Annotated in this window: 20 protein-coding genes; 5 read left to right on the forward strand and 15 right to left on the reverse strand. The window is 59.3% G+C overall.

What is annotated here, in order from left to right; translation table 11 throughout:
* The first annotated feature begins 55 nt into the window (after positions 1-55).
* A complete protein-coding gene (locus tag GIV26_RS00510; protein WP_236279312.1) occupies positions 56-1,213 on the forward strand; it encodes a phospholipase in 1,158 nt (385 codons plus the stop codon).
* 141 nt (positions 1,214-1,354) lie between these two features.
* Here the strand turns inward: GIV26_RS00510 and GIV26_RS00515 are convergent, their stop codons facing one another.
* The 8 genes from GIV26_RS00515 to rplM form a co-directional block, all read right to left on the reverse strand.
* Positions 1,355-2,104: a FadR/GntR family transcriptional regulator gene (locus GIV26_RS00515; RefSeq protein ID WP_034126291.1), complete on the reverse strand. Its 750-nt coding sequence runs from the start codon at positions 2,102-2,104 to the stop codon at positions 1,355-1,357.
* Between the two features lie 159 nt (positions 2,105-2,263).
* Complete coding sequence (locus GIV26_RS00520; protein WP_014716912.1) at positions 2,264-2,683, reverse strand: ClpXP protease specificity-enhancing factor; 420 nt, start codon at positions 2,681-2,683, stop codon at positions 2,264-2,266.
* Between the two features lie 17 nt (positions 2,684-2,700).
* Positions 2,701-3,318 (reverse strand): glutathione S-transferase N-terminal domain-containing protein, encoded by a 618-nt coding sequence (locus GIV26_RS00525; protein ID WP_003188529.1) that lies wholly within the window; start codon positions 3,316-3,318, stop codon positions 2,701-2,703.
* 148 nt (positions 3,319-3,466) lie between these two features.
* Positions 3,467-4,246, reverse strand: coding sequence for a cytochrome c1 (locus GIV26_RS00530; RefSeq protein ID WP_014716911.1), 780 nt, complete (start codon positions 4,244-4,246; stop codon positions 3,467-3,469).
* Positions 4,246-5,457 carry a cytochrome b gene (locus GIV26_RS00535; protein WP_003188526.1) on the reverse strand — a complete coding sequence of 404 codons (1,212 nt, stop codon included), beginning with the start codon at positions 5,455-5,457 and terminating at the stop codon, positions 4,246-4,248. Before GIV26_RS00535 ends, GIV26_RS00530 begins: the two co-directional genes overlap by 1 nt.
* The gene (petA, locus tag GIV26_RS00540; protein ID WP_003188524.1) at positions 5,457-6,050 is read right to left on the reverse strand and encodes a ubiquinol-cytochrome c reductase iron-sulfur subunit; all 594 of its coding nucleotides are present in this window, start codon (positions 6,048-6,050) and stop codon (positions 5,457-5,459) included. Before petA ends, GIV26_RS00535 begins: the two co-directional genes overlap by 1 nt.
* 266 nt (positions 6,051-6,316) lie before the next feature.
* The gene (gene rpsI / locus GIV26_RS00545; protein ID WP_002555064.1) at positions 6,317-6,709 is read right to left on the reverse strand and encodes a 30S ribosomal protein S9; all 393 of its coding nucleotides are present in this window, start codon (positions 6,707-6,709) and stop codon (positions 6,317-6,319) included.
* Positions 6,710-6,723: 14 nt separating this feature from the next.
* Positions 6,724-7,152, reverse strand: a complete 429-nt coding sequence (gene rplM / locus GIV26_RS00550) for a 50S ribosomal protein L13 (RefSeq protein ID WP_003188508.1) — start codon at positions 7,150-7,152, stop codon at positions 6,724-6,726.
* A gap of 249 nt (positions 7,153-7,401) precedes the next feature.
* On the opposite strand from rplM, the gene GIV26_RS00555 reads away from it, so the two are divergent.
* Positions 7,402-8,442, forward strand: coding sequence for an NADP(H)-dependent aldo-keto reductase (locus tag GIV26_RS00555; RefSeq protein WP_072447065.1), 1,041 nt, complete (start codon positions 7,402-7,404; stop codon positions 8,440-8,442).
* A 144-nt stretch (positions 8,443-8,586) separates the two neighbouring features.
* Here the strand turns inward: GIV26_RS00555 and GIV26_RS00560 are convergent, their stop codons facing one another.
* Complete coding sequence (locus GIV26_RS00560; RefSeq protein ID WP_057976851.1) at positions 8,587-9,723, reverse strand: acyl-CoA dehydrogenase family protein; 1,137 nt, start codon at positions 9,721-9,723, stop codon at positions 8,587-8,589.
* A gap of 220 nt (positions 9,724-9,943) precedes the next feature.
* Between GIV26_RS00560 and GIV26_RS00565 the strand changes: the two genes are divergently transcribed.
* Positions 9,944-10,864: a GlxA family transcriptional regulator gene (locus tag GIV26_RS00565; protein WP_169918830.1), complete on the forward strand. Its 921-nt coding sequence runs from the start codon at positions 9,944-9,946 to the stop codon at positions 10,862-10,864.
* A gap of 138 nt (positions 10,865-11,002) precedes the next feature.
* Here the strand turns inward: GIV26_RS00565 and zapE are convergent, their stop codons facing one another.
* From zapE to GIV26_RS00580, 3 genes are all read right to left on the reverse strand, one after another.
* The gene (gene zapE, locus GIV26_RS00570; protein ID WP_003188500.1) at positions 11,003-12,097 is read right to left on the reverse strand and encodes a cell division protein ZapE; all 1,095 of its coding nucleotides are present in this window, start codon (positions 12,095-12,097) and stop codon (positions 11,003-11,005) included.
* A 79-nt stretch (positions 12,098-12,176) separates the two neighbouring features.
* The gene (locus GIV26_RS00575) at positions 12,177-13,532 is read right to left on the reverse strand and encodes a tryptophan--tRNA ligase (RefSeq protein ID WP_236279313.1); all 1,356 of its coding nucleotides are present in this window, start codon (positions 13,530-13,532) and stop codon (positions 12,177-12,179) included.
* Between the two features lie 16 nt (positions 13,533-13,548).
* Positions 13,549-14,178, reverse strand: a complete 630-nt coding sequence (locus GIV26_RS00580) for an alpha/beta hydrolase (protein ID WP_236279314.1) — start codon at positions 14,176-14,178, stop codon at positions 13,549-13,551.
* Between the two features lie 146 nt (positions 14,179-14,324).
* Here GIV26_RS00580 and GIV26_RS00585 point away from each other — a divergent pair, with 146 nt between their 5' ends.
* Entirely contained in the window at positions 14,325-14,762 is a 438-nt protein-coding gene (locus tag GIV26_RS00585) for a YhcB family protein (protein ID WP_003171734.1), read from the forward strand.
* 195 nt (positions 14,763-14,957) lie between these two features.
* Here the strand turns inward: GIV26_RS00585 and GIV26_RS00590 are convergent, their stop codons facing one another.
* The 3 genes from GIV26_RS00590 to GIV26_RS00600 form a co-directional block, all read right to left on the reverse strand.
* Entirely contained in the window at positions 14,958-16,682 is a 1,725-nt protein-coding gene (locus GIV26_RS00590; protein ID WP_127880799.1) for an ABC transporter ATP-binding protein/permease, read from the reverse strand.
* A 99-nt stretch (positions 16,683-16,781) separates the two neighbouring features.
* Positions 16,782-17,342: a response regulator transcription factor gene (locus tag GIV26_RS00595; RefSeq protein ID WP_003171731.1), complete on the reverse strand. Its 561-nt coding sequence runs from the start codon at positions 17,340-17,342 to the stop codon at positions 16,782-16,784.
* The gene (locus tag GIV26_RS00600; RefSeq protein ID WP_003188495.1) at positions 17,335-18,597 is read right to left on the reverse strand and encodes an ATP-binding protein; all 1,263 of its coding nucleotides are present in this window, start codon (positions 18,595-18,597) and stop codon (positions 17,335-17,337) included. The genes GIV26_RS00595 and GIV26_RS00600 overlap by 8 nt, the downstream gene beginning before the upstream one ends.
* A 334-nt stretch (positions 18,598-18,931) precedes the next feature.
* Between GIV26_RS00600 and GIV26_RS00605 the strand changes: the two genes are divergently transcribed.
* Positions 18,932-21,259: a dermonecrotic toxin domain-containing protein gene (locus GIV26_RS00605; protein ID WP_057976843.1), complete on the forward strand. Its 2,328-nt coding sequence runs from the start codon at positions 18,932-18,934 to the stop codon at positions 21,257-21,259.
* The last annotated feature ends 12 nt before the right edge of the window (positions 21,260-21,271 follow it).

Below are 21,271 nucleotides of genomic sequence, written 5' to 3' on the forward strand. Positions count from 1 at the left end.
CTGTATGCATATACAGTCATCACGGAAGATTCCTACGACATAGCAAGGAGCTAACATGTCAGGTCTTGAACTCGCAGCACCCGAAAAAACACCACCTACCCTGCGCTTCGAAGGCGGTGAACACGCCGCCATCGGCGATGACACCCTGCTTCGCTTCGTCAAGGACGCCCCGGCCATTCCTGCGCGCCAAGTCGAACTGCACCTGCCCAACGGGCTTGCGCTGACCTATGGCCAAGTGATCGCCCTGGGCGGCGACTTCTATGGCATCCCCGGCCAACCGATCAGCGAGGGCAATTCTCCGGCCGAGCGCGTGCAACGCTTCACCGCGGCCTTCAATTCTCTTGCCGTGTTGCCTGCTTCACGGGAAGAAGCGCAGAAGATCCTGGCGGTGATGCAAAAGGAGATCAACGCCGTCAACCAGGCGATCAAGGACGGCAAACAGCCGCACGAAGCCTACGACGCCCTGGGTGATACGTTGTCCGAGGAGTGGAACCGCATCACCGGCGGCGGCAGCGCTGTTTCGGCCCTCGTGCCACTCGGCCGCTACCTGAAACTGGCAGCGGACAACGCCGACCACTTCGGTGAATGGGCCCTGTCCGCCTACTTGGCCGGCCATACGGCAGCACTGCAACAGGCAGTGGTGGCCCATCAGACCGGCACCGACCAGGCGCTGGAATTGGCCTATGCCATGAACAGCTTTGCCGATCACTTTTTGACCGACCTGTTTTCCGCCGGCCACCTGCGGGTACCGCGTAAACAACTGGCGGCAGTGGTGACACCAGGAGAACTCGGCTCGCTGATCAGCCGCTTCATGCACGATGAAGACAGTAAATTCGGGCTCAAGGTGCGCAATGCCATGGGCGCTCAGTGGCATGCCTACGGCGACAAGCGCTACTTCGACAGCATTGACGCCGACAATCGCGTGCAGGTCAAACGGGCAGTACAGGCCTCGGCAGATGAAATCTTCGAAACCTTCATCAGCGGCATCGCGCCCTCCCCGGCTGAGTTCAAGGCACCGCTGTATGTGCCCGACCTGAACGCCGCGCAAAACCCGGCGAATAACTTCTCGCCGCTGTTCAAGATGGAAGGGGACAAGGTGCTGCGGCGCAAGGACGTCAACGATTTGAACGACAAGCACTGGACCAATGATTGGTGGGGGTGGAGTACGTACTTGCTGCTTAAAGACTACAAGCCAAACCAACCCGTCAACTAACGGCTGGCATGATCGTTCCCACGCTCTGCGTGGGAATACAGCCTATGACGCTCCGCGTCACCCTGCGAGGGCTTGAGAAATTCACGCGCATCGGGACGCGGAGCGTCCATAGAGGCGTTACCACGCAGAGCGTGGGAACGATCAGACCCGCTGCGCCTCTGCCTCTTCATGGGCATGGCGCAGTCGTTCGCGACTGTTGGTCAAATGCAAGCGCATCGCAGCCCGCGCCGCATCCGAATCCTGGCGGGCTATCGCCTCGTAGATCTCTTCGTGTTCGCGGCTCAAGCGGCTCATGTAGTGCTGTTGATCATCATGGGCCAGGCGCGCCGAATTCAGGCGGGTACGCGGAATGATGCTGGTGCCCAGGTGGGTCATGATGTCGGTGAAGTAGCGGTTGCCGGTAGACAGTGCAATTTCCAGGTGGAAGGCAAAGTCCGACGCCACCGCATCGCCGGCGTGGGCCGCACTCTCATTCAAGGCATCGAGGGCCGCACGCATGGCCGCCAGTTGCTCATCGCTGCGACGCAGCGCCGCGAGGCCCGCAGACTCCACTTCCAGGCTGATACGCAGCTCCAGAATCGCCAGCACATCGCGCAAGGTCACCACGGTGGCCGGGTCTATGCGAAAACCGCTGGGGCTTGGCGTGTCCAGCACGAAGGTGCCGATACCGTGGCGAGTCTCGACCTGCCCCGCCGCTTGCAGGCGCGAGATGGCTTCACGCACCACCGTCCGACTGACGCCGTGGGCATCCATGATCGCCGACTCGGTGGGCAACTTGTCGCCGCGTTTGAGCTGGCCATCGCGGATCTGCTCGGACAACACCGTGACCAATTCCTGGGCAAGGCTGCGGCGCTTGCGGGGAAGACGTGGGGCGGCGCTGGCGTTTTCCATGATGAACCATCTTTCTCGACGAACTAAAGACCGCATCATAGCCCATGGTGGTTGTACGATCACCGTTCTGGCGCGACTTTCATCCATATCCTTCACGCAAAAAAAATGCCCCGACAGACGTCGGGGCATTTTTCAGATGGATCTGTAAGCGAAATCCGCCTACTTCACCACTTTCAAGCTTGGCCGACCGCTAGGGCGCGGCGGCTCGGTATCCGGTGGCGGTACATCATCACCGTCTTCGCCTTCGATCGTTTCGTCATCCTCCAAAGGCGACTCCAGATCGAACACCATGCCCTGGCCATTTTCCCGGGCGTAGATCCCGAGGATGGCACCGATGGGCACGAACAGCGTATGGGGCACACCGCCGAAACGCCCTTCGAAGCTCACCGCTTCGTTGTCCATGTGCAGGTGGCGCACGGCACTGGGCGATACGTTCAGCACAATCTGTCCGTCACTGGCAAAACCCTGGGGTACCTGAACCGCAGGAAATTCGGAATTGACCAGCATGTGCGGGGTGCAATCGTTGTCCACAATCCACTCATAGAGCGCGCGGACCAGGTAAGGTCGACTGGAGTTCATCAACGGCTCCTTAAGCCTTAGCGCATATCACGTTCGGCACCAGACAGACTTGCCTGGAAAGCCTCACGCGCAAACTGGCGCTCCATGTAATCAAGCAACGGCTTGGCCGGCCGTGGCAGTTCAATGCCCAGAATCGGCAAGCGCCAGAGTATGGGTAATAGGCAGCAATCCACCAAGCTTTGTTCCTCACTGAGGAAAAAAGGTTTATCGGCGAACAACGGCGAAACGCCGGTGAGGCTCTCGCGCAATTCCTTGCGCGCCTGCACACGAGCGGCTTCTTTGGAACGCGAATCCAGGATCACATCCACCAACCCGCACCAGTCACGCTGGATCCGATGGATCAGCAGGCGGCTGTTGGCACGCGCCACCGGGTACACCGGCAGCAAAGGCGGATGAGGGTAACGCTCATCCAAGTATTCCATCACCACGGTCGACTCCCACAACGCCAGGTCACGATCGACCAGGGTGGGCAAGCTGCCGTAAGGGTTCACTTCGATCAGCTTCGGCGGCTGACGGCCCGCCTCCACACTGATGATCTCGGCGCTGACACCCTTCTCTGCGAGCACGATGCGTACTCGGTGGGAATAGTGGTCGGCGGGGTCGGAGTAACAGGCCAACCGGTTGGTCACGCCCATGGCGGTCCTCCTCGCTTGTTGAAATTATCGAAAGCTCAAAAACGAGCGCGCCCAGAAAGCATCCCTGTAACGTCCGGTTCAAACCGACGCTACGTGTTCAGAGATGCCGCTGGGCGCGCAAGATTAACAGCAATTGCTTACGGTTGGATCAATGCACATCCTTCCAGTATTCACGCTTGAGCAAATAAGCGAATACAAAGAAGAAAGCCAGGTACAGCAAGACGTAGGTACCGATGCGCTGATGCTGCAGTTTGACCGGGTTGGCCGAGTAGGCCAGGAAGGTCACCAGGTTCTTGACCTTCTCGTCGAACTGCTCTTCGTTCAGCGTACCGGTCTTGGGCACGATGGTCAGTTGATCGCACGCTTCATGGGTCAGCGGCGTGCCGGTCAACGGATCATATTGCTTCTTGCCGTCTTCAACGACCTGAACCTGTTTGCATCCTACCACCTGGCGCCCCTGCAGGCCGACCAGAACGTTCGGCATGCCGACGTTCGGGAAGACTTTGTTGTTCACGCCATAGGGGCGTGCAGGGTCTTCGTAGAAGGATTTGAGGTAACCGTAGAGCCAGTCGGTACCGCGTACGCGAGCCACCAGGGTAAGGTCGGGCGGCGCGGCGCCGAACCAGGTCTTGGCGTCGGCCGGCTGCATGCCGATGTTCATGTGGTCGCCGATCTTGGCGCCTGTGAACACCGCATGGCTGAGCATCACCTCATGGGGAATTCCCAGGTCATCGGCAACGCGCTCGTACCGTTGGAACTTGGCGCTGTGGCACCCCATGCAGTAGTTGGTGAATGTACGCAGCCCATCCTGCATGGCGGCTTTGTCAGACACATCGATATCGACTTTTTCCAGCTGCGCACCATGTTCGGCAGCGAAGGACAGTAGCGGCAGCGCCGCAAGCACGAATGCAACGAGTAATTTTTTCATCAGCCAGTCACCCTTTCCGGAACCGGTTTGGTCTTCTCGAGCCGGGTATAGAACGGCATCAGAATAAAGTAGGCGAAGTACAGGAAGGTGCAGACCTGCGACAGCAACGTCCGTTCAGGGGTGGGCGCCAATACACCCAACACACCCAGGATCACGAACGAAATGCAGAACACCCACAGCCAGATCTTGCTCAGCCAGCCTTTGTAGCGCATTGATTTGACCGGGCTACGGTCGAGCCACGGCAGCACGAACAGCACCGCGATGGCCGCGCCCATGGCGATCACGCCCATGAGTTTGTCGGGGATCGCACGCAAGATCGCGTAGAACGGCGTGAAGTACCAGACCGGGGCAATGTGCTCAGGTGTCTTGAAGGCGTTGGCCTGTTCGAAGTTAGGCTTCTCCAGGAAATAACCACCCATCTCCGGGAAAAAGAACACGATCGAGCAGAACACAAACAGGAACACGACCACGCCGACAATGTCTTTCACGGTGTAGTACGGGTGGAACGGAATGCCATCCAGCGGGATGCCGTTTTCGTCCTTGTGCTTCTTGATGTCCACGCCATCCGGGTTGTTGGAACCCACTTCGTGCAGCGCCAGGATATGCAATACCACCAGGCCCAGGATCACGATCGGCAAGGCCACCACGTGCAAGGCGAAGAAGCGGTTCAGGGTGATGCCGGAGATCAGGTAGTCACCACGAATCCACTGGGTCAGGTCGTTGCCGATCACCGGGATTGCGCCGAACAGCGAGATGATCACCTGGGCGCCCCAGTAAGACATCTGGCCCCAAGGTAGCAGGTAGCCCATGAAGGCTTCGGCCATCAGCGCCAGATAGATCAACATGCCGAAGACCCACACCAGCTCACGGGGCTTCTGGTACGAGCCGTAGAGCAGGCCGCGGAACATGTGCAGGTAGACGACGATAAAGAACGCCGACGCGCCGGTGGAGTGCAGCAGGCGCAGGATCGAGCCGTACTCGACATCACGCATGATGTATTCGACAGAGGCAAACGCCTCTTCCGCCGACGGCGTGTAGCTCATCGTCAACCACACGCCGGTGACGATCTGGTTGACCAGCACCAACAGGGCCAGGGAGCCGAAGAAGTAGAAGAAGTTGAAGTTTTTCGGCGCGTAATATTTGCTGAGATGGTCTTCCCACATTTTAGTGGCGGGGAAGCGCGCATCCACCCAATCCATGAACTTGCTCATCACGCGTTCTCCTTGTCGAGGCCAATGACAATGATGTCGTCAGATTCGTAATTGTGAGGAGGAACCGGCAGGTTCAGGGGGGCGGGCTGGGATTTGTAGACGCGGCCCGCAAGGTCATAGTGGGAACCGTGGCACGGGCAGAAATAACCGCCGACCCAGTCTTTGCCCAAATCGACAGGCGCCACTTCCGGGCGGAAGGTAGGTGAGCAACCCAGATGGGTACAAAGACCAACCAGCAGCAGAATCTCTGGCTTGATCGAACGTGCTTCGTTCTTGGCGTAGGCGGGCTGGTCGGACTTTTCGGATGTCGGGTCAGACAGCTGGCCTTCGATCTTCTTCAGATTCCCCAGGATTTCCTCGGTACGACGAACAATGAAAACCGGCTGGCCGCGCCACTCAGCAATCATCTGCTGGCCTGGCTCGATCTTGCTGACATTCACCTTCACCGGTGCACCTGCGGCTTTCGCCTTGGCACTGGGAAACCATGACCCCACGAACGGGACCGCAGCCCCCACCGCTCCTGCAGCACCCACCACGGATGTGGCTGCTACCAAGAAGCGACGCCGGCCTGCATTCACGCCGTCATTGCTCATTCAGTCCTCTCCCATCAGCTTTTTGGCCTGTTAAATCAGGCGTCTACTAAGTGTTGAATCTTTACTTATAAAAATTTTGACGGATGGTAATGAAAAGCCCCACGTATGACAAGGGAATTGCCCGGGGCTCCGTCTCCAGGCCTTGTAGTATAGGGGGTCTACGGATGTGGCAAGTTGTCACGGCGAAAAATGTGCATAAATCACAGGCAATAAAAAACGCCCAGCTCCGTGAGGAGGCTGGGCGTTTTTGTGGAACGTAAAGCGAATTAACGCTTCGAGTACTGCGGACGCTTACGCGCTTTACGCAGACCGACTTTCTTACGTTCAACTTCACGAGCATCGCGAGTCACGAAGCCAGCTTTGCGCAGAGCGCCACGCAGGGTTTCGTCGTACTGCATCAGAGCGCGAGTGATACCGTGGCGGATTGCGCCAGCTTGACCACTTACACCGCCACCGATAACGGTGACGTAGATGTCGAACTTTTCAACGGTCTCGGTCAATTCCAGCGGCTGACGAACTACCATGCGGGCAGTTTCGCGACCGAAGAAGTTGTCCAGGGAGCGGTTGTTGATCGAGATGTTACCAGTGCCCGGACGCAGGAAAACGCGTGCGGTTGCGGTTTTGCGACGGCCAGTGCCGTAATTTTGAGTCGCCGACATAATGAACTATTCCGTTAAAACTTCAGTTCTTGGGGCTGCTGAGCAGCATGAGGGTGTACAGCGCCCGCATAGACTTTCAGCTTGCGAAACATATCGCGACCCAGTGGGCCCTTAGGCAGCATGCCTTTGACCGCGATTTCGATCGGGGCTTCAGGCTTCTTGGCAATCAGGCCTTCGAAGTTGGAAGACTTGATACCGCCTGGGAAACCGGAGTGACGGTAGTACATTTTGTCGCTTGCTTTGTTGCCGGTTACACGAACCTGCTCAGCATTGATGATGACGATGTAGTCGCCGGTATCAACGTGCGGGGTGTATTCAGGCTTGTGCTTGCCACGCAGACGGCTGGCGACTTCAGTGGCCAGACGACCCAGGGTCTGACCAGCGGCGTCGACGACAAACCAGTCGCGCTGAACTGTTTCCGGTTTTGCAGTAAAAGTTGTCATTCTTTAATAGCCTCAGGGGCCGCCTGTAAATTTAGACGGCGGATCTTACTGAATAGTGCGTACTTTGACAAGGTCAAAGGCAGCCGGATACAGACGCTATCGGGGGCTCGGGTCGGCGCGTCCGTTCAACGGCAAGATTCTTCGGCAGGCGGCGCATCACTTCCACTGCAGAAAGAGGTGGGCAATTATGCAGATTGCGAAAAAAAATTCAACCTGCTTTTATGATTGTTTTCCCCGAAGGAGTACCCGATGGATTACCGACAGCTGGGCCGCACCGATCTGAATGTCAGCGCGATCGCGTTGGGCACCATGACCTGGGGCGAGCAGAACAGCGAGGCAGAGGCCTTCGCGCAGATCGAACGGGCCAAGGCCGCGGGGATCAACTTCCTCGACACTGCAGAAATGTACCCAGTGCCGCCCAAGGCCGACACCTACGCCACCACCGAGCGCTACATCGGCAACTACTTCAAAAGCCGTGGCGACCGCGCCGACTGGATCCTTGCCAGCAAAATCGCCGGCCCCGGCAACACCATCGACTATATCCGCGATGGCCACCTGCGCCACAACCGCAAGCACATCGGCGCAGCCCTCGACGCCAGTCTCAAGCGCCTGCAGACCGACTGGATCGACCTCTACCAACTGCATTGGCCGGAGCGCAGCACCAACTTCTTCGGCCAGTTGAGCTACAAGCACAAGGACGAAGACGACCTCACGCCACTGGAGGAAACGCTCGAAGCCCTGGATGAACAGGTGAAGGCCGGCAAGATCCGCCACATTGGCCTGTCCAACGAAACGCCGTGGGGCACCATGAAGTTCCTCGCCCTGGCCGAAGCCCGCGGCTGGCCACGTGCAGTGTCGATCCAGAACCCCTACAACCTGCTCAACCGCAGCTTTGAAGTGGGCTTGGCAGAGGTTGCCATTCGTGAGCAGTGCGGCTTGCTGGCCTATTCGCCTTTGGCGTTCGGCATGCTCAGTGGCAAGTATGAAGACGGCGCACGTCCGGCCAAGGCGCGCCTGACCGAGTACAGCCGTTTCAGCCGCTACTTCAACCCGCAATCGGAAGCGGCGTGCAGCCGATATGTGGCGTTGGCGCGCAAGCATGGCCTGGACCCGGCGCAGATGGCGCTGGCGTTTGTGACACAGCAGCCGTTTGTGACCAGCAATATCATTGGGGCCACATCACTGGAACAACTGGACAGCAACATCGCCAGTGCCGAACTGAAATTGTCGAAAGAGGTGCTGGAAGGGATTGAGGCGATTCAGAAGGATCATCCGAATCCAGCACCTTGATTGATCCGCACTGATCGTTCCCACGCTCTGCGTGGGAATGCCGCCTTGGACGCTCTGCGTCCGCTTTCAGAGTCGTGACGCGGAGCGTCACATGAGGCGTTCCCACGCGGAGCGTGGGAACGGTCAATCAAGAGCACCTAACAATCAAAGTGCCCGCGCAATGATCTCCTTCATGATCTCATTGGTCCCCGCATAAATGCGCTGCACCCGCGCATCCGCCCAGGCCCGGGCAATCGGGTATTCCCACATGAAGCCGTAGCCGCCATGCAACTGCACGCACTCATCGAGCACCTTGCACTGCAGGTCGGTGGCCCAGTACTTGGCCATCGCCGCCGTGGGCACGTCCAGCTTGCCTTCCAGATGCAAGGCCATGCACTGATCGACAAACACGCGGCCAATCTGAATCTCGGTGGCCATCTCCGCCAGCTTGAACCGGGTGTTCTGGAAATCGGCAATCGCCTTGCCGAACGCCTTGCGCTCTCGCGTGTACTCGAGGGTCCATTGCAACGCCGCTTCGGCTGAAGACAGCGCGCCAATCGCCACGGTCAGGCGTTCTTGTGGCAGTTCCTGCATCAGGTAGGCAAAGCCCATGCCCGCCTGGCCCAGCAGATTCTCCTTGGGCACGCGCACATCCTGGAAGAACAGCTCCGAGGTGTCCTGCGCCTTCATGCCGACTTTCTCCAGGCGCTTGCCCTTGTCGAAGCCCGGCGTGTCGGCTTCCACCAGGAACAGACTGGTGCCCTTGGCGCCAGCCTTGGGGTCGGTCTTGGCGACGACAATCACCAGATCGGCCAGGTAGCCGTTGGTGATAAAGGTCTTGGAGCCGTTGATCACGTACTCATCACCCTCCAAAACCGCTGTGGTCTTGACGCCCTGCAGGTCGGAACCAGCGCCCGGCTCGGTCATGGCAATGGCCGTGACCATCTCCCCGGAGATCAACTTGGGCAGGTACTTGTGCTTCAGTGCTTCACTGCCGTAATGCAGGATGTAAGGCGCGACGATATCCGAGTGCAGGGAAAAGCCGATGCCGGTCAAACCCAGGCGGCTGACTTCTTCGATCACCACCGCGCTGTAGAGAAAATCCGCGCCCAGCCCGCCATATTCCTCTGGCAGGTGGGAACACAACATGCCCGCCTCCCCCGCCTGGTTCCACAGGTTACGTTCGATATAGCCCTGCTTTTCCCATTGCCCATGGAAGGGCACGGCGTGCTTTTCGAGAAAGGTGCGCACGCTCTCACGGAAGAGTTCGTGCTCCGAGCTGAACAAGGTTCTGGGGATCATGGGTCACCTGCGTGGATTGTCGGACAAGGACGAGCCCACAGAGCCTATGCCCCGAAGGCGTCACGGGACACTGGACACATGCGACAAAAAATAAGACGATCCAGCCGTCTGGTGACCACTTTCCCCTATAAGAATAAATGAAATTATGTCTAACCAAATCTCCACGCCGTTGCGGCGCGTCAGCATTTTGGCCATTGATCGGGTATTCGCTTCAACCCTCATGCAAGCCAAGGATTTCTTCCATCTCGCCAGCCTGCGCCATGGCAAACAGCAAGGCCTGGGCCTGACCCCAGGGTTCGAAACGCGCCTGGTCAGCCCCGACGGCCAGTCCGTGCGCAGCTTCAGCGATGTGATCATGCCGGTGGACGGCGGCCTCGAAGACGCCGACATCATTGTGCTGCCAGCTTTCTGGGACGACTTCGATGCCCTGTGCTCGCGCTACCCGCAAGTGCTGCCGTGGCTGCGCGAACAGCACGCCCGCGGCGCCGTACTCTGCGGCGAGGCCACCGGGGTGTTCTGGCTGGCCGAAGCCGGGCTGCTCGATGGCAAGGAGGCGACCACCTACTGGCGCTTCTTCAATGCCTTCAGCGAGCGTTTCCCCAAGGTGCAGCTCAATCAGGACAAGCACCTCACGGATGCCGATAACCTGTATTGCGCCGGTGGCACCACGTCGGCCTGCGACCTTTATATCTACCTGATCGAACGCTTCTGCGGCGCCAACATCGCCCAGGCGGTGGCCCGCGACATTCTCTACGAGGTGCAGCGCAACTATTCACCGGGGCGGATCGGGTTTGGCGGGCAGAAGCTGCATCAGGACGTGATCATCCTGCAGATCCAGCATTGGCTTGAAGAGCACTTTGCCGACAAATTCCGCTTTGAAGACGTCGCCCGGGAACACGGCATGAGCATCCGCAACTTCATGCGCCGCTTCCAGACCGCGACCGGTGACAAGCCGCTGCATTACCTGCAACGCCTGCGCATCGAGACCGCCAAGGGCCTGCTCTCGGGCAGCCGCAAGAGCATCAAGACCATCAGCTACGAGGTGGGTTACGACGATGCGAGTTTCTTTGCGCGGTTGTTCAGGCAGCACACGGAGTTGTCGCCCAACCAGTATCGCCAGCAATTTCAGCAGGCCGCCTGACTCCAGGCCAACACAAACCATTGTGGGAGCTGGCTTGCCTGCGATGACGGTGTATCAGCCAGCCTATAGTTGACTGATACACCCCCATCGCGGGCCAGCCCGGCTCCCACATTAGATCTCCATTGAGCCGGAGATTGATTAAGGCTTGTGGCCGCGCGACAGGAACTCGTGGGACTGCATTTCCAGCAGGCGACTCAAGGTGCGCTGGAATTCGAAGTTCAAGCGACCACCGGTATAGAGATCCTTGAGTTCGACTTCCGCCGAGATGATCAGCTTGACGTTACGGTCGTAGAACTCATCGACCATGTTGATGAACCGTCGGGCGATATCGTCGGTGGTCACGCCCATCTGTTCCACACCACTCAAGATCACGGCGTGGAAGATCTTGCCCAGCTCGATGTAATCGTTCTGGCTGCGTGGCCCATCGCACAGTTGGCGGAACTCGAACCAGGCCACGTCATCGCAGGTGCGCAGCGCGATGATTTCGCGGTTCTCGATCATCAGCTTGTCGTTTTCCACCGCTTGCGTGCATTCCGGCGTCAGCGCACGGAAGCTTTTCTTCAGGCTTTCGTGCGCCGCTTCGTTGAGCGGGAAGTGGAACAGCTCGGCTTGCTCCAGGTGACGCAAGCGGTAGTCGACGCCGCTGTCGACGTTGACGATATCGGTGTTCTGCTTGATCAGCGCAATGGCCGGCAGGAAGCGCGCACGTTGCAGGCCGTCCTTGTACAGGCCATCGGGCACGATGTTCGACGTGGCCACCAGGGTCACACCGTTCTTGAACAGTTCTTCCATCAGCGTGCCAAGGATCATGGCGTCGGTGATGTCGGAGACGAAGAATTCATCGAAGCAGATCACCCGGGCCTCTTGGGAGAAACGCTTGGCGATGATGGTCAGCGGGTTTTTCTCGCCCGGCAGGGTCTTCATCTCTTCGTGCACGCGCTTCATGAAGCGGTGGAAGTGCGTACGCACCTTTTCCTTGAACGGCAGCGCTTCAAAGAAGGTGTCTACCAGGTAAGTCTTGCCACGGCCCACGCCGCCCCAGAAATACAGGCCCTTGACCGGCGTGTGGTCTTTCTTGCCAAACAGCTTGCTGAACATCCCTGGCTTGCTTTGCGACGCGGCCACGAGGTCCTCGTACAGGCGCTGCAAATGACGCACGGCATTTTCCTGGGCCGCGTCGTGGAAGAACTCGGGGCGTTTCAGATCAGCTTGATATCGTTCTAGGGGCGTCATAATTTCGTTAGCAAGGCAACAAAAACGGGCCGACACTGTAACGACGGCCCTGGATAATGGCAATCAACCCTTGGTCGGGTTAATCCTCGATTGGGGCTAACGCAGCGCGCAAGGCTTCGATGGCCGCGTCACGCGATGCTTCATTGGCGTACTCGGCACTGTCAGCTACTGCGGCGCCGTCCAGCCATACGCTGAAGCCCAAAGCCTCGGCGCGTACGTCCAGCGCATCGCCACTTTGCAGTTGCTTGGTCACCGCGCCGGCTGCTTTGCCATCGGTAAAGTTGCGCGACAACAGCAGTTGCTCGCCGTCGGCGGCCAACAGGCGGAAGCGGAAGCTGCCATCGTCTTCACGGAAGCTCACAAACCGTGCAGCCTTCGCTGCTTTTTTCTTAATGGCGACCGGCGCCGCCGCCTGGTTGACGAACGAACGCAGGCCCACCGCTTCACGCAGCTCGGCCAGGAACGGTGCCGCCACAGCGCGGGCCTTCTTGGCGCCGACCTGCAGCAGGTCCTCCATGTCCGATGGGCGCGCCATCAGTTGATGGTAACGCTCGCGCGCTTCGCCGAGCTGGCCGTCGAGCAGTTGGAACAGACGGTTCTTGGCCTCGCCCCAGCCCAGGCCTTCTAGCAGCTCACCACGGAATTGGGCTTCCTGGGCCTTGGTCGCGAACGCCTGGTACAGGGTGAACAGGTGCGAATTGTCCGGATCCTTGGCTTCGCCTGGCGCGCGGGAGTCGGTGACGATCCGCGAGATCGCGTCCTTCATGTCCTTGGCGCTGGTGAACAACGGGATGGTGTTGTCGTAGCTCTTGGACATCTTGCGACCATCCAGGCCCGGCAAGGTGGCGACGCTTTCTTCGATCAGCGCCTCGGGCATGGTGAAGAATTCTTTACCGTTGCCGAACAGGTGGTTGAAGCGCTGGCCGATGTCGCGGGCCATTTCCACGTGCTGGATCTGGTCGCGGCCCACCGGCACCTTGTGCGCGTTGAACATCAGGATGTCCGCTGCCATCAGCACCGGGTAGCTGTACAGGCCCATGCTGATGCCCGCATCCGGGTCTTCACCGTTTTCCACGTTCTTGTCCACCGAGGCCTTGTAGGCATGGGCGCGGTTGAGCAGGCCCTTGGCGGCAACGCAGGTCAGCAGCCAGGTCAGCTCGGGGATTTCCGGGATGTCCGACTGGCGGTAGAAGGTCACCCGGTTCACATCCAGGCCACCGGCCAGCCAGGTCGCGGCGATTTCCATACGCGAGCGCTGGATGCGCTGCGGGTCATCGCATTTGATCAGGGCATGGTAGTCGGCCAGGAAGTAAAAGGAGTCGGCATTCGCGTCTTCGCTGGCGAGGATCGCCGGGCGAATCGCACCGGCGTAGTTGCCCAGGTGCGGCGTGCCGGTGGTGGTGATGCCGGTGAGGATACGGGTACGGGTCGTCATGGGTGATCGCTTGTCATCAATTCGAAAGGCGTGGCAGCACCAGATCCTTGAGATCGGTCAGCTTGCCGTGAAAAAAGTGTCCGCATTCTGCCACTTTCAGCAACTCATGGGGGCGTTTGAGGGCGGCGGACCAGTCGTAGACCAGCTGCGGGTCAACCACTTCGTCGCTTTCCGGTTGGATCAGGGTCAACGGGCAGCCCAGCGGTAACGCGTCGGTATCGCGCAGGCGCATCACCGCAGCGGCAATCATGAACAGGTGTGCGAGCTTTTCACCTTTGGCTTCCAGGCGGCCGCCGAGGCTGGCGGCCACATACCCACCGAAAGAAAAACCGAGCAAGGTGATTGGCAGGTCCGGGTGCTTTTCCCGCAGCCAGGTGGCGGCCGCTTCAGCATCGTCCACCTCACCGCTGGCCATATCGTGAGTACCGGCACTGGCACCCACGCCACGGTAATTGAAGCGCAAAGTAATCAAACCCGCATCGCGGGCAGTGCGTTGCAGGGTCGAGACGACCTTATTGAGCATGGTCCCCCCCTGCACCGGGTTAGGGTGGCAAACCAGCGCCAGGCCACGTGGTTCGGGGTGATCCAGGTACAAGGCTTCCAATTGGCCTACCGGGCCATCGATCAAAACGGGGGTTTCACGCATGAGCAAGGATGAACTCCGTGACCTCTCAAGGGGTCGACTCGTCTAGCTAAAAGTCTGTGCATGGCATCATTGCGAGCTTAATCGCGGTATACAGCGCAGGTTTGAGCCGTTAACGTAAAGCAAAGCCGTTTATAGAGGAAGGACTCGTGGAACACTCGCTCTTAGTTTGGTTGTTGCCGACTCTTGCCCTGGTTGCCGGTGTCGCCATTGGTTTCCTGGTTGCCCGCCTGCTGCCGAATGCCGCGCCTAACCGCACGCAGCGTCAGCTGGATGACATTCAGGAACGTTTTGACAGTTATCAGAACGAGGTTGTTACCCACTTCAACAGCACCGCGACCCTGGTCAAGAAGCTCACCCAGAGCTACCAGGAAGTACAGGATCACCTCGCCGATGGCGCTAACCGCCTGGCCCTCGACGACATCACCCGCCAGCGCCTGCTGGCCGCGCTGCATTCCGATGCACCGCAAACCCCACGGGAACGCCTGACCCCGCCTCGGGAAAACCAGGAGCCACCACGGGACTACGCGCCAAAGACGCCGAACGCTCCAGGCATGTTGGATGAGCATTACGGCTTGAAGAAGTAAGTCATCTTCGAGCAACAAAAAGCCCGGCTGATCGATGATCTGCCGGGCTTTTTGTTGGGTGCCTGAACCATCAGACAACACCATGCCCCTGTGGGAGCTGGCTTGCCTGCGATAGCGGTGTGCCCGTTGACACACCTGCCTCAGGCACTCCGCCATCGCGGGCAAGCCCGGCTCCCACATTGAGCGAGCAGGCACTCAAGTGAGTTGTTGTTCCTGCAACCGCCCACCGTCGATGCGCACATGCCGCCCATGGAAACGCTTGAGGCTGCTGCGGTGGCCGACGCTGACGATGCTCAACCCCGGCAATTGATCGATCAACGCCTGGTACAAGGTTGCCTCGTCTTCTTCATCCATGGCCGAGGTCGCTTCGTCCATGTACAGCCATCGCGGTGCAAACAACAACGCGCGGGCAAAGGCCAGGCGCTGTTGCTCGCCGGGCGAGAGCATGCGTTGCCAGTGGTTGGCTTCATCCAGGCGGCTGACCAGATGGGGCAGGCGACAGGTTTCCAGCACCTGTGCATAACGTTCTGGTGAATAGACGCTGTCGTCCTGTGGATAACTCAACACGGTCTTGAGCGTACCAATCGGCAAGTAAGGCTTCTGTGGCAGGAACAGGTAGCGTGTCGCCGGCAGGCGAATGCTGCCATGACCGGCGGGCCACAGATGCCCCATCGCCCGCAGCAAAGTGCTCTTTCCGCTGCCGGAACGCCCGCTGAGCATAACGCGCTGGCCAGGCTCCACGGTCATGTCGGCGTCGGTGAGCAAATGGCGGCCGTCGGCCAGGTCCATGCCCAGGTCCTTGATCACCAGGCGCTCGCCTTCAGGGCGCACGTCGATCGCCGGCGTGCGTTGCTCGTTGTCGCTCATGGCCTGCTGGAAACTCAGCAGACGGTCGCTGGTGGCGCGCCATGTCGCCAGCTCCGAATAGGCGTTGATAAACCAGCTGAAGTTCTCTTGCACGTTGCCGAACGCCGAGTTGATTTGCATCAGCTCCCCCAGCTCGATCTTGCCAGTGAAGTAGCGCGGCGCGGCGACGATAAAGGGGAAGATGATCGCGATCTGGCTGTAGCCAGCGGTGAAAAAGGTCAGGCGCTTGGACACTTTCATGATGTCCCAGAAGTTCTGCCAGACCTTGCCGAAGCGCGAACTCAGGCGTTGCCTTTCATTCGGCTCGCCGTTGTACAGGGCAATACTTTCGGCATTCTCACGCACCCGCACCATGGAAAAACGCAGGTCCGCTTCGAAGCGTTGCTGTTGGTTGCTCAGGCCGATCAAGCGCCGGCCGATCAAGTGCGTCAGCCAACTGCCCACAGCGGCGTACAGCAGTGCACACCAGAACATGTAACCGGGGATGGTGACACCGAACACTTCGATGCTACCCGAGACGCCCCACAGGATGATCGAGAATGACACCAGGCTGACCACGTTACGCAGCAACCCAAGGCCCAGGCTCAAGGTACCGGAGGTGAAGTTGTTAAGGTCTTCGGAAATCCGCTGGTCCGGGTTATCGGTGTAGCCGCCCTGCTCCAGCTGGTAATAATTCTTGTGGGCCAGCCAACGGCTGAAGTGTTTTTCGGTGAGCCAGGCGCGCCAGCGGATTGTCAGCATCTGGGTCAGGTAAAGGCGGTACACCGCGCCGAGTATCGCCACCGCCGCGATCCCGCCAAAATAGCCGATCAGTTGCCAGAAGGCCGCGGTGTCTTTCTTCTCCAGGGCGTTGTAGAAGTCTTTGTACCAGTGGTTGATCCACACGGAGATCGCCACGCTGAACAGCGACAGGCCAATCACTGCGGCCAGCAGCAGCCAGGCCCTGCCCTTCTCTTCACTGCGCCAATAGGGTGTGATCATCGCCCAGGTTCGGCGGAAGAATTGCCCACGCACCGCGTCGTTGACCGCGCGATATTCAGCATTCTGATTCATCGTTCAGGCTCGGTAGGAAAAAGTCACAGGCGTTTGAACCGATCATAGGTGATCGGTTCGTGCGTCCGTGCAGCCTGAAGCGAGTTGTTCAGTCGCCGTTCAGCGTCGTACCGGGCGCTTCTGCAACTTGCGTTGCAGCGTGCGGCGGTGCATGCCCAGGGCGCGGGCGGTGGCGGAGATGTTGCCTTCGTGTTCGGTCAACACGCGCTGGATGTGTTCCCACTGCAGGCGGTCCACCGACATCGGATTTTCCGGCACCAGGGTGTCGAGGTCGGCATGCTCAGACAGCAAGGCGGCCAGCACGTCGTCGGCATCCGCGGGTTTGCACAGGTAATTGCAGGCGCCGCGCTTGATCGCCTCGACGGCGGTGGCGATGCTGGAGTAACCGGTGAGGATCACCACGCGCATTTCCGGGTCGAGTTCCAGCAGCTTTGGCAGCAGCACCAGGCCCGAGTCGCCGTCCATTTTAAGGTCGAGGGCGGCGTAGTCCGGCAGGTCGGCCTGGGCGATGGTCAGTCCCTCTTCGGCAGAACCTGCGGTGCTGACGCGAAAACCGCGCCGGCTCATGGCGCGCGCCATCACGCGGGTAAAGGTCGCGTCGTCATCTACCAGCAACAGGTGCGGCAGTTCTTCGCCTTCGACTTGGATCTCGTCACTCATCGATATCTCCTCGTGCGACACGGGGCAGGCGCAGCTCGGTGAGCGTGCCACCTTCCTCATGACTATAGAGCTTCACTGAGCCGCCCGCGCGGGTCACGCTGGCCTTGCTCAAAAACAGGCCCAGGCCGAAGCCTTTGCCCTTGGTGGTAAAGAAGGGTTTGCCGATTTGCTCGGCAATGGCCAGCGGCACGCCCGCGCCGTGGTCACGAATGCTGATGGTGACGTTTTCCGCGTCCCAGTCCAACTGCACCCCGAGGCCTTCAGGGCAGGCGTCGGCTGCATTGTTCAGCAAGTTGAGCAGCGCCTGGGTCAAGTCCGGCGGCGGCGCCATGCGCGGTACGCTGCCTTGGCCCAACAGGTTGAAGCGGTAACTGGCTTCGGGGCGCATCAGGTGCCAGCGGTTGAGCGCCTCATCGAGCCACTGGGTGACATCTTGCATTTCGACCGCCAGACGGCGGTTGGCTTCGGCGGCGCGCACCAGTTGCTGGAGTGTCAACTTGCACTGCTTGACCTGCTCCTGCAGTACGCTCAAATCATCTTGCAGGGCCGGGTCGTGATGGTCCTGGGTCATTTCCTTGAGCAGCACGCTCATGGTCGCCAGCGGCGTGCCCAACTCATGGGCGGCGCCAGCGGCCTGGGTGGCAACGGCCAGCAGTTGCTGGTCACGCAGGCCCTCTTCACGGCGAATGGCGCGCAGTTCTTCCTGGCGGCGCAATTCTTCGGCCATGCGCGCGGCAAAGAAGGTAATGACTGCCGCAGACAGGGCGAAGCTCAACCACATCCCGTAGATCTGCAGGTTTTCCCGGGCGATGGGGAATGTCTGCAAGGGGTAGAACTGCGCCAACAGCAGGGTGTACAGCGTCAGCGCAATGCCCGACAGCACCACCGAATAGCGCCACGGCAGGGTGACGGCAGCGATGGTCAAAGGCACCAGATAGTAGGAGACGAAGGGGTTGGTAGAACCACCGGAGAAGTACAGCAACACGCTGTGGATAAACAGGTCGCAGGCCAGTTGCAGGGCGTATTCCAGCTCGGTCACAGGCCAAGTGGTGCGCAGTCGAATGGCGGTGAACACACACAATACGGTGGAGAACCCCAGGGTCACGGCCAATTGCAGCCAGGGCAGCGGCAGCAGGTCGAACCAATAGGCAAGCCCGACGGAACCCGCCTGTGCGGCCAATACCAGGGTGCGAATGAACGTCAGGCGCCAAAGGTTCTGGCGGGTGGCGGAAGTCAGTTTTACGGCGGCGAGCATGAGCTCTCCTGATGAGCGCTGCAGGTATATCGCACCGAGTATAACCAAGACACGAGGACGGCAGGGCTTATGCGGCAAACCGCCACAGCGCGACCTTCTCCTGCCCACATAATTTGGCGCATTACTTACAGGAACCAAGGTGAGCATCGGACCACCCAGAGGCCTACCGCCCACCGATGGGCATCATCATGCCTCGCCACTCAGGAACGCTTTCATGCAGATGAATAACGCACTCCCCACTCAAAGGCCCTACACCGCTGAACCGCCATCAGGTGCCACTCTTAGCCGCCAGCGACGTGCAATAGACCAGAGCCCAAACAACGAGCAATACCTCGTGGAAAGCGTGCGCAGGGATTTATCCAATAACGGTGGTGACGGTTACGAACTCGTCAGCGTGAACCACGATCCCGGCAAGACGGTGGGAGCCCATGACAAAACAATTGTACCCGTGGATGTGGGGATCAATATCGACAGCGCCAGCAATGCCGAGAACCTGGCCTTGGCCTTCAAGTCGGTAACGCAAGATGCCGCGCAGACGGTCAAGCAACTGTTCAAGGACAAGTGGAACCTGGACATCGACCCGGACAGAACGTATCTGACGACGTTCAACTACAACACTACCGGCAAGCCGCCCTACCCGGCCAAGCTGGTCGAACAGATTACACTGACGGACGCCCTGGTAAAAAACAGCCAGACTACGCCCGAAGGAAGGGGGGCGCTGGTTCCTCATTATGCCGGCGGCCCAGCAGTGAGGCTGGTCGATCACCTGCCCCATATTGCACCAGGCGTATTCGACGTCGCCGACCGATTCAACCCCAATCGCGAGTCGGCCCACATTACCCACACCTACCAAGGCATTTATACCGCCTCCACGCCCGGCACCCCGCAGGTCTATGCGCCTTCAACCCAGCTGTCAGTGTCGCCAAAGGACTTCAAGGAGCAAGTCTGGGCCACCGACTTCCAGCGCCCCTACATCGAGTTCCTTAACGACTTCTGGGACAAGCACGACCGTCAATACCCTATTGTGGCCAAGGCGGCACTCGTCAAAGCTGCACACTCGCAACATCAGGAGGGCAGCCTGACGCAGGAAGACAAACAACTGGTCCTGCGCGCAGCGGGGCTGCCTGGCAACACCCTGGCCTGGGCCGATACGCTGTTCAACGACCTCACACGCCCGACGCGGCCCGATCCTGGACTAGACGTAGGCCTGTTGAGCGTAGGGCAATACAAATCCACCGACCTGATGGTGATCACCGACAAAAACACCCGCCAGGGTGCCGATGGCAAACCGATCAACCGCACACTGCTGGTCATCCCGGGCAACTCTTCGCCAATCCACGCTTTTGACAGCGTAGAGCAAATGAAGCAGTGGTTGGCGAGCCAGGCCGCAGACCCGGAAAAACTCAAGGCACTGGAAGGACACTTCACCTTCAAGGACTTGAACAGCGGCCCGTTCAAAAGCGGCGTGCGTGAAATGCTCAAAGGGATGGCCGTGTGGCCCAAATATGCGCACCACCGTACCTGGCCTCCTGCAACGACCTTGAGCCTCCAGCGCTTCAACGCCACCGGGCGTTCAAATACCGGCCCTGATATCGACGCCACCGCCGATGTCTTTCAACAGATCGGCCAACGCCAATACGATCGGTCGTTCGACGACGCCAAGTCGCAGATCACCTCCGATGCCGACGTCACCAAAGCCAATATCCTGTCGGGCCTCAGCAAGGCAGCCATGATCGCGATGCTCTTTGCCCCGGTGGCCATCGCCGTGCCCGAAGTGGCTTTGGCGTTGGATGGGCTGTACATCGCCTCGGGTATCACCGAAGCAGGCATTGGCGCCGACGATTTGGCCAAGGGCAAACCCGGCGGCGTCGGTCATTTGATTTTTGGCGTGCTCAATGCCGCGCTGCCTGTAGCCACACGCCTGGTGTCCCAGGCCGGTACAGTGGTGGAAGAAGGGGCCTCGGCCAGTTCGCAACGCCCTGTTGGGCAGCCAGTGACTGATGCCCATCCGGGCAAGCCCTCGGTCGACCTTAACGTCGACAATAACTTTGCCTCCTTACTCCCCGAATCGGAACCTGTGGCGCCGGTCTCCGAAACACTGTCGACGGACGGTAAGTTGGTCACCCTCACGGGCACCAAGGATAACCTGGTCAAAGTCGAAGACAACCTGCACATTTTCACCGACATGAATAAAAATGGCCTGGAGCATCGCCTCAACATCATTGGCCATGGCGATGGCACCCATATTTATTACAAAGGCGGCAAACACACCCCGCAGGGGTTGTACAACACGCTCAAGCGCAATGGCATCTTCCCGGAGAGCTATGACAATATTCGCATTCTGAGCTGTTACTCCGGGGCGCAGGGCGAGAACTCCTTCGCCGCTCAATTTCAGCGACTCACCGGACGCCCAGTGAAAGGCTATGTAGGTGAACTGACTGCCAGGTACTCGCCTGAAGAGATCCTGGGAGATAACCAGACAATCTACGAAAGTGGCAAACCCCCTGTAACCTTCGATCATCCCAGTCCCGACGATGGCGTTTCGGGTAAAGAATTCAAGCCGGTGAAGACCAACCCGTATTCGATTTTCGATCACCCGTTCAAATGGTGGAATTTCAGCTACAAGCCTGTGACGTTTACTCCAAAAGGGGCCACCCTGTAACAGGGTCCTCGC

The organism is Pseudomonas sp. PA-1-3F, assembly GCF_021609665.1.
GTDB classification, from domain to species: Bacteria; Pseudomonadota; Gammaproteobacteria; order Pseudomonadales; family Pseudomonadaceae; genus Aquipseudomonas; species Aquipseudomonas paracarnis.

Bases quoted from the DNA above. Each gene is read 5' to 3' on its own strand.
- rplM (WP_003188508.1), bottom strand. From the start codon at position 7,152: ATGACAACTTTTACTGCAAAACCGGAAACAGTTCAGCGCGACTGGTTT.
- GIV26_RS00600 (WP_003188495.1), bottom strand. From the start codon at position 18,597: ATGCTCGCCGCCGTAAAACTGACTTCCGCCACCCGCCAGAACCTTTGG.
- petA (WP_003188524.1), bottom strand. From the start codon at position 6,050: ATGAGCAATGACGGCGTGAATGCAGGCCGGCGTCGCTTCTTGGTAGCA.
- zapE (WP_003188500.1), bottom strand. From the start codon at position 12,097: ATGACGCCCCTAGAACGATATCAAGCTGATCTGAAACGCCCCGAGTTC.
- rpsI (WP_002555064.1), bottom strand. From the start codon at position 6,709: ATGTCGGCGACTCAAAATTACGGCACTGGCCGTCGCAAAACCGCAACC.
- GIV26_RS00535 (WP_003188526.1), bottom strand. From the start codon at position 5,457: ATGAGCAAGTTCATGGATTGGGTGGATGCGCGCTTCCCCGCCACTAAA.
- GIV26_RS00525 (WP_003188529.1), bottom strand. From the start codon at position 3,318: ATGGGCGTGACCAACCGGTTGGCCTGTTACTCCGACCCCGCCGACCAC.
- GIV26_RS00575 (WP_236279313.1), bottom strand. From the start codon at position 13,532: ATGACGACCCGTACCCGTATCCTCACCGGCATCACCACCACCGGCACG.
- GIV26_RS00560 (WP_057976851.1), bottom strand. From the start codon at position 9,723: ATGATCCCCAGAACCTTGTTCAGCTCGGAGCACGAACTCTTCCGTGAG.
- GIV26_RS00565 (WP_169918830.1), top strand. From the start codon at position 9,944: ATGCAAGCCAAGGATTTCTTCCATCTCGCCAGCCTGCGCCATGGCAAA.
- GIV26_RS00590 (WP_127880799.1), bottom strand. From the start codon at position 16,682: ATGAATCAGAATGCTGAATATCGCGCGGTCAACGACGCGGTGCGTGGG.
- GIV26_RS00555 (WP_072447065.1), top strand. From the start codon at position 7,402: ATGGATTACCGACAGCTGGGCCGCACCGATCTGAATGTCAGCGCGATC.
- GIV26_RS00515 (WP_034126291.1), bottom strand. From the start codon at position 2,104: ATGGAAAACGCCAGCGCCGCCCCACGTCTTCCCCGCAAGCGCCGCAGC.
- GIV26_RS00520 (WP_014716912.1), bottom strand. From the start codon at position 2,683: ATGAACTCCAGTCGACCTTACCTGGTCCGCGCGCTCTATGAGTGGATT.
- GIV26_RS00595 (WP_003171731.1), bottom strand. From the start codon at position 17,342: ATGAGTGACGAGATCCAAGTCGAAGGCGAAGAACTGCCGCACCTGTTG.
- GIV26_RS00530 (WP_014716911.1), bottom strand. From the start codon at position 4,246: ATGAAAAAATTACTCGTTGCATTCGTGCTTGCGGCGCTGCCGCTACTG.
- GIV26_RS00580 (WP_236279314.1), bottom strand. From the start codon at position 14,178: ATGCGTGAAACCCCCGTTTTGATCGATGGCCCGGTAGGCCAATTGGAA.
- GIV26_RS00510 (WP_236279312.1), top strand. From the start codon at position 56: ATGTCAGGTCTTGAACTCGCAGCACCCGAAAAAACACCACCTACCCTG.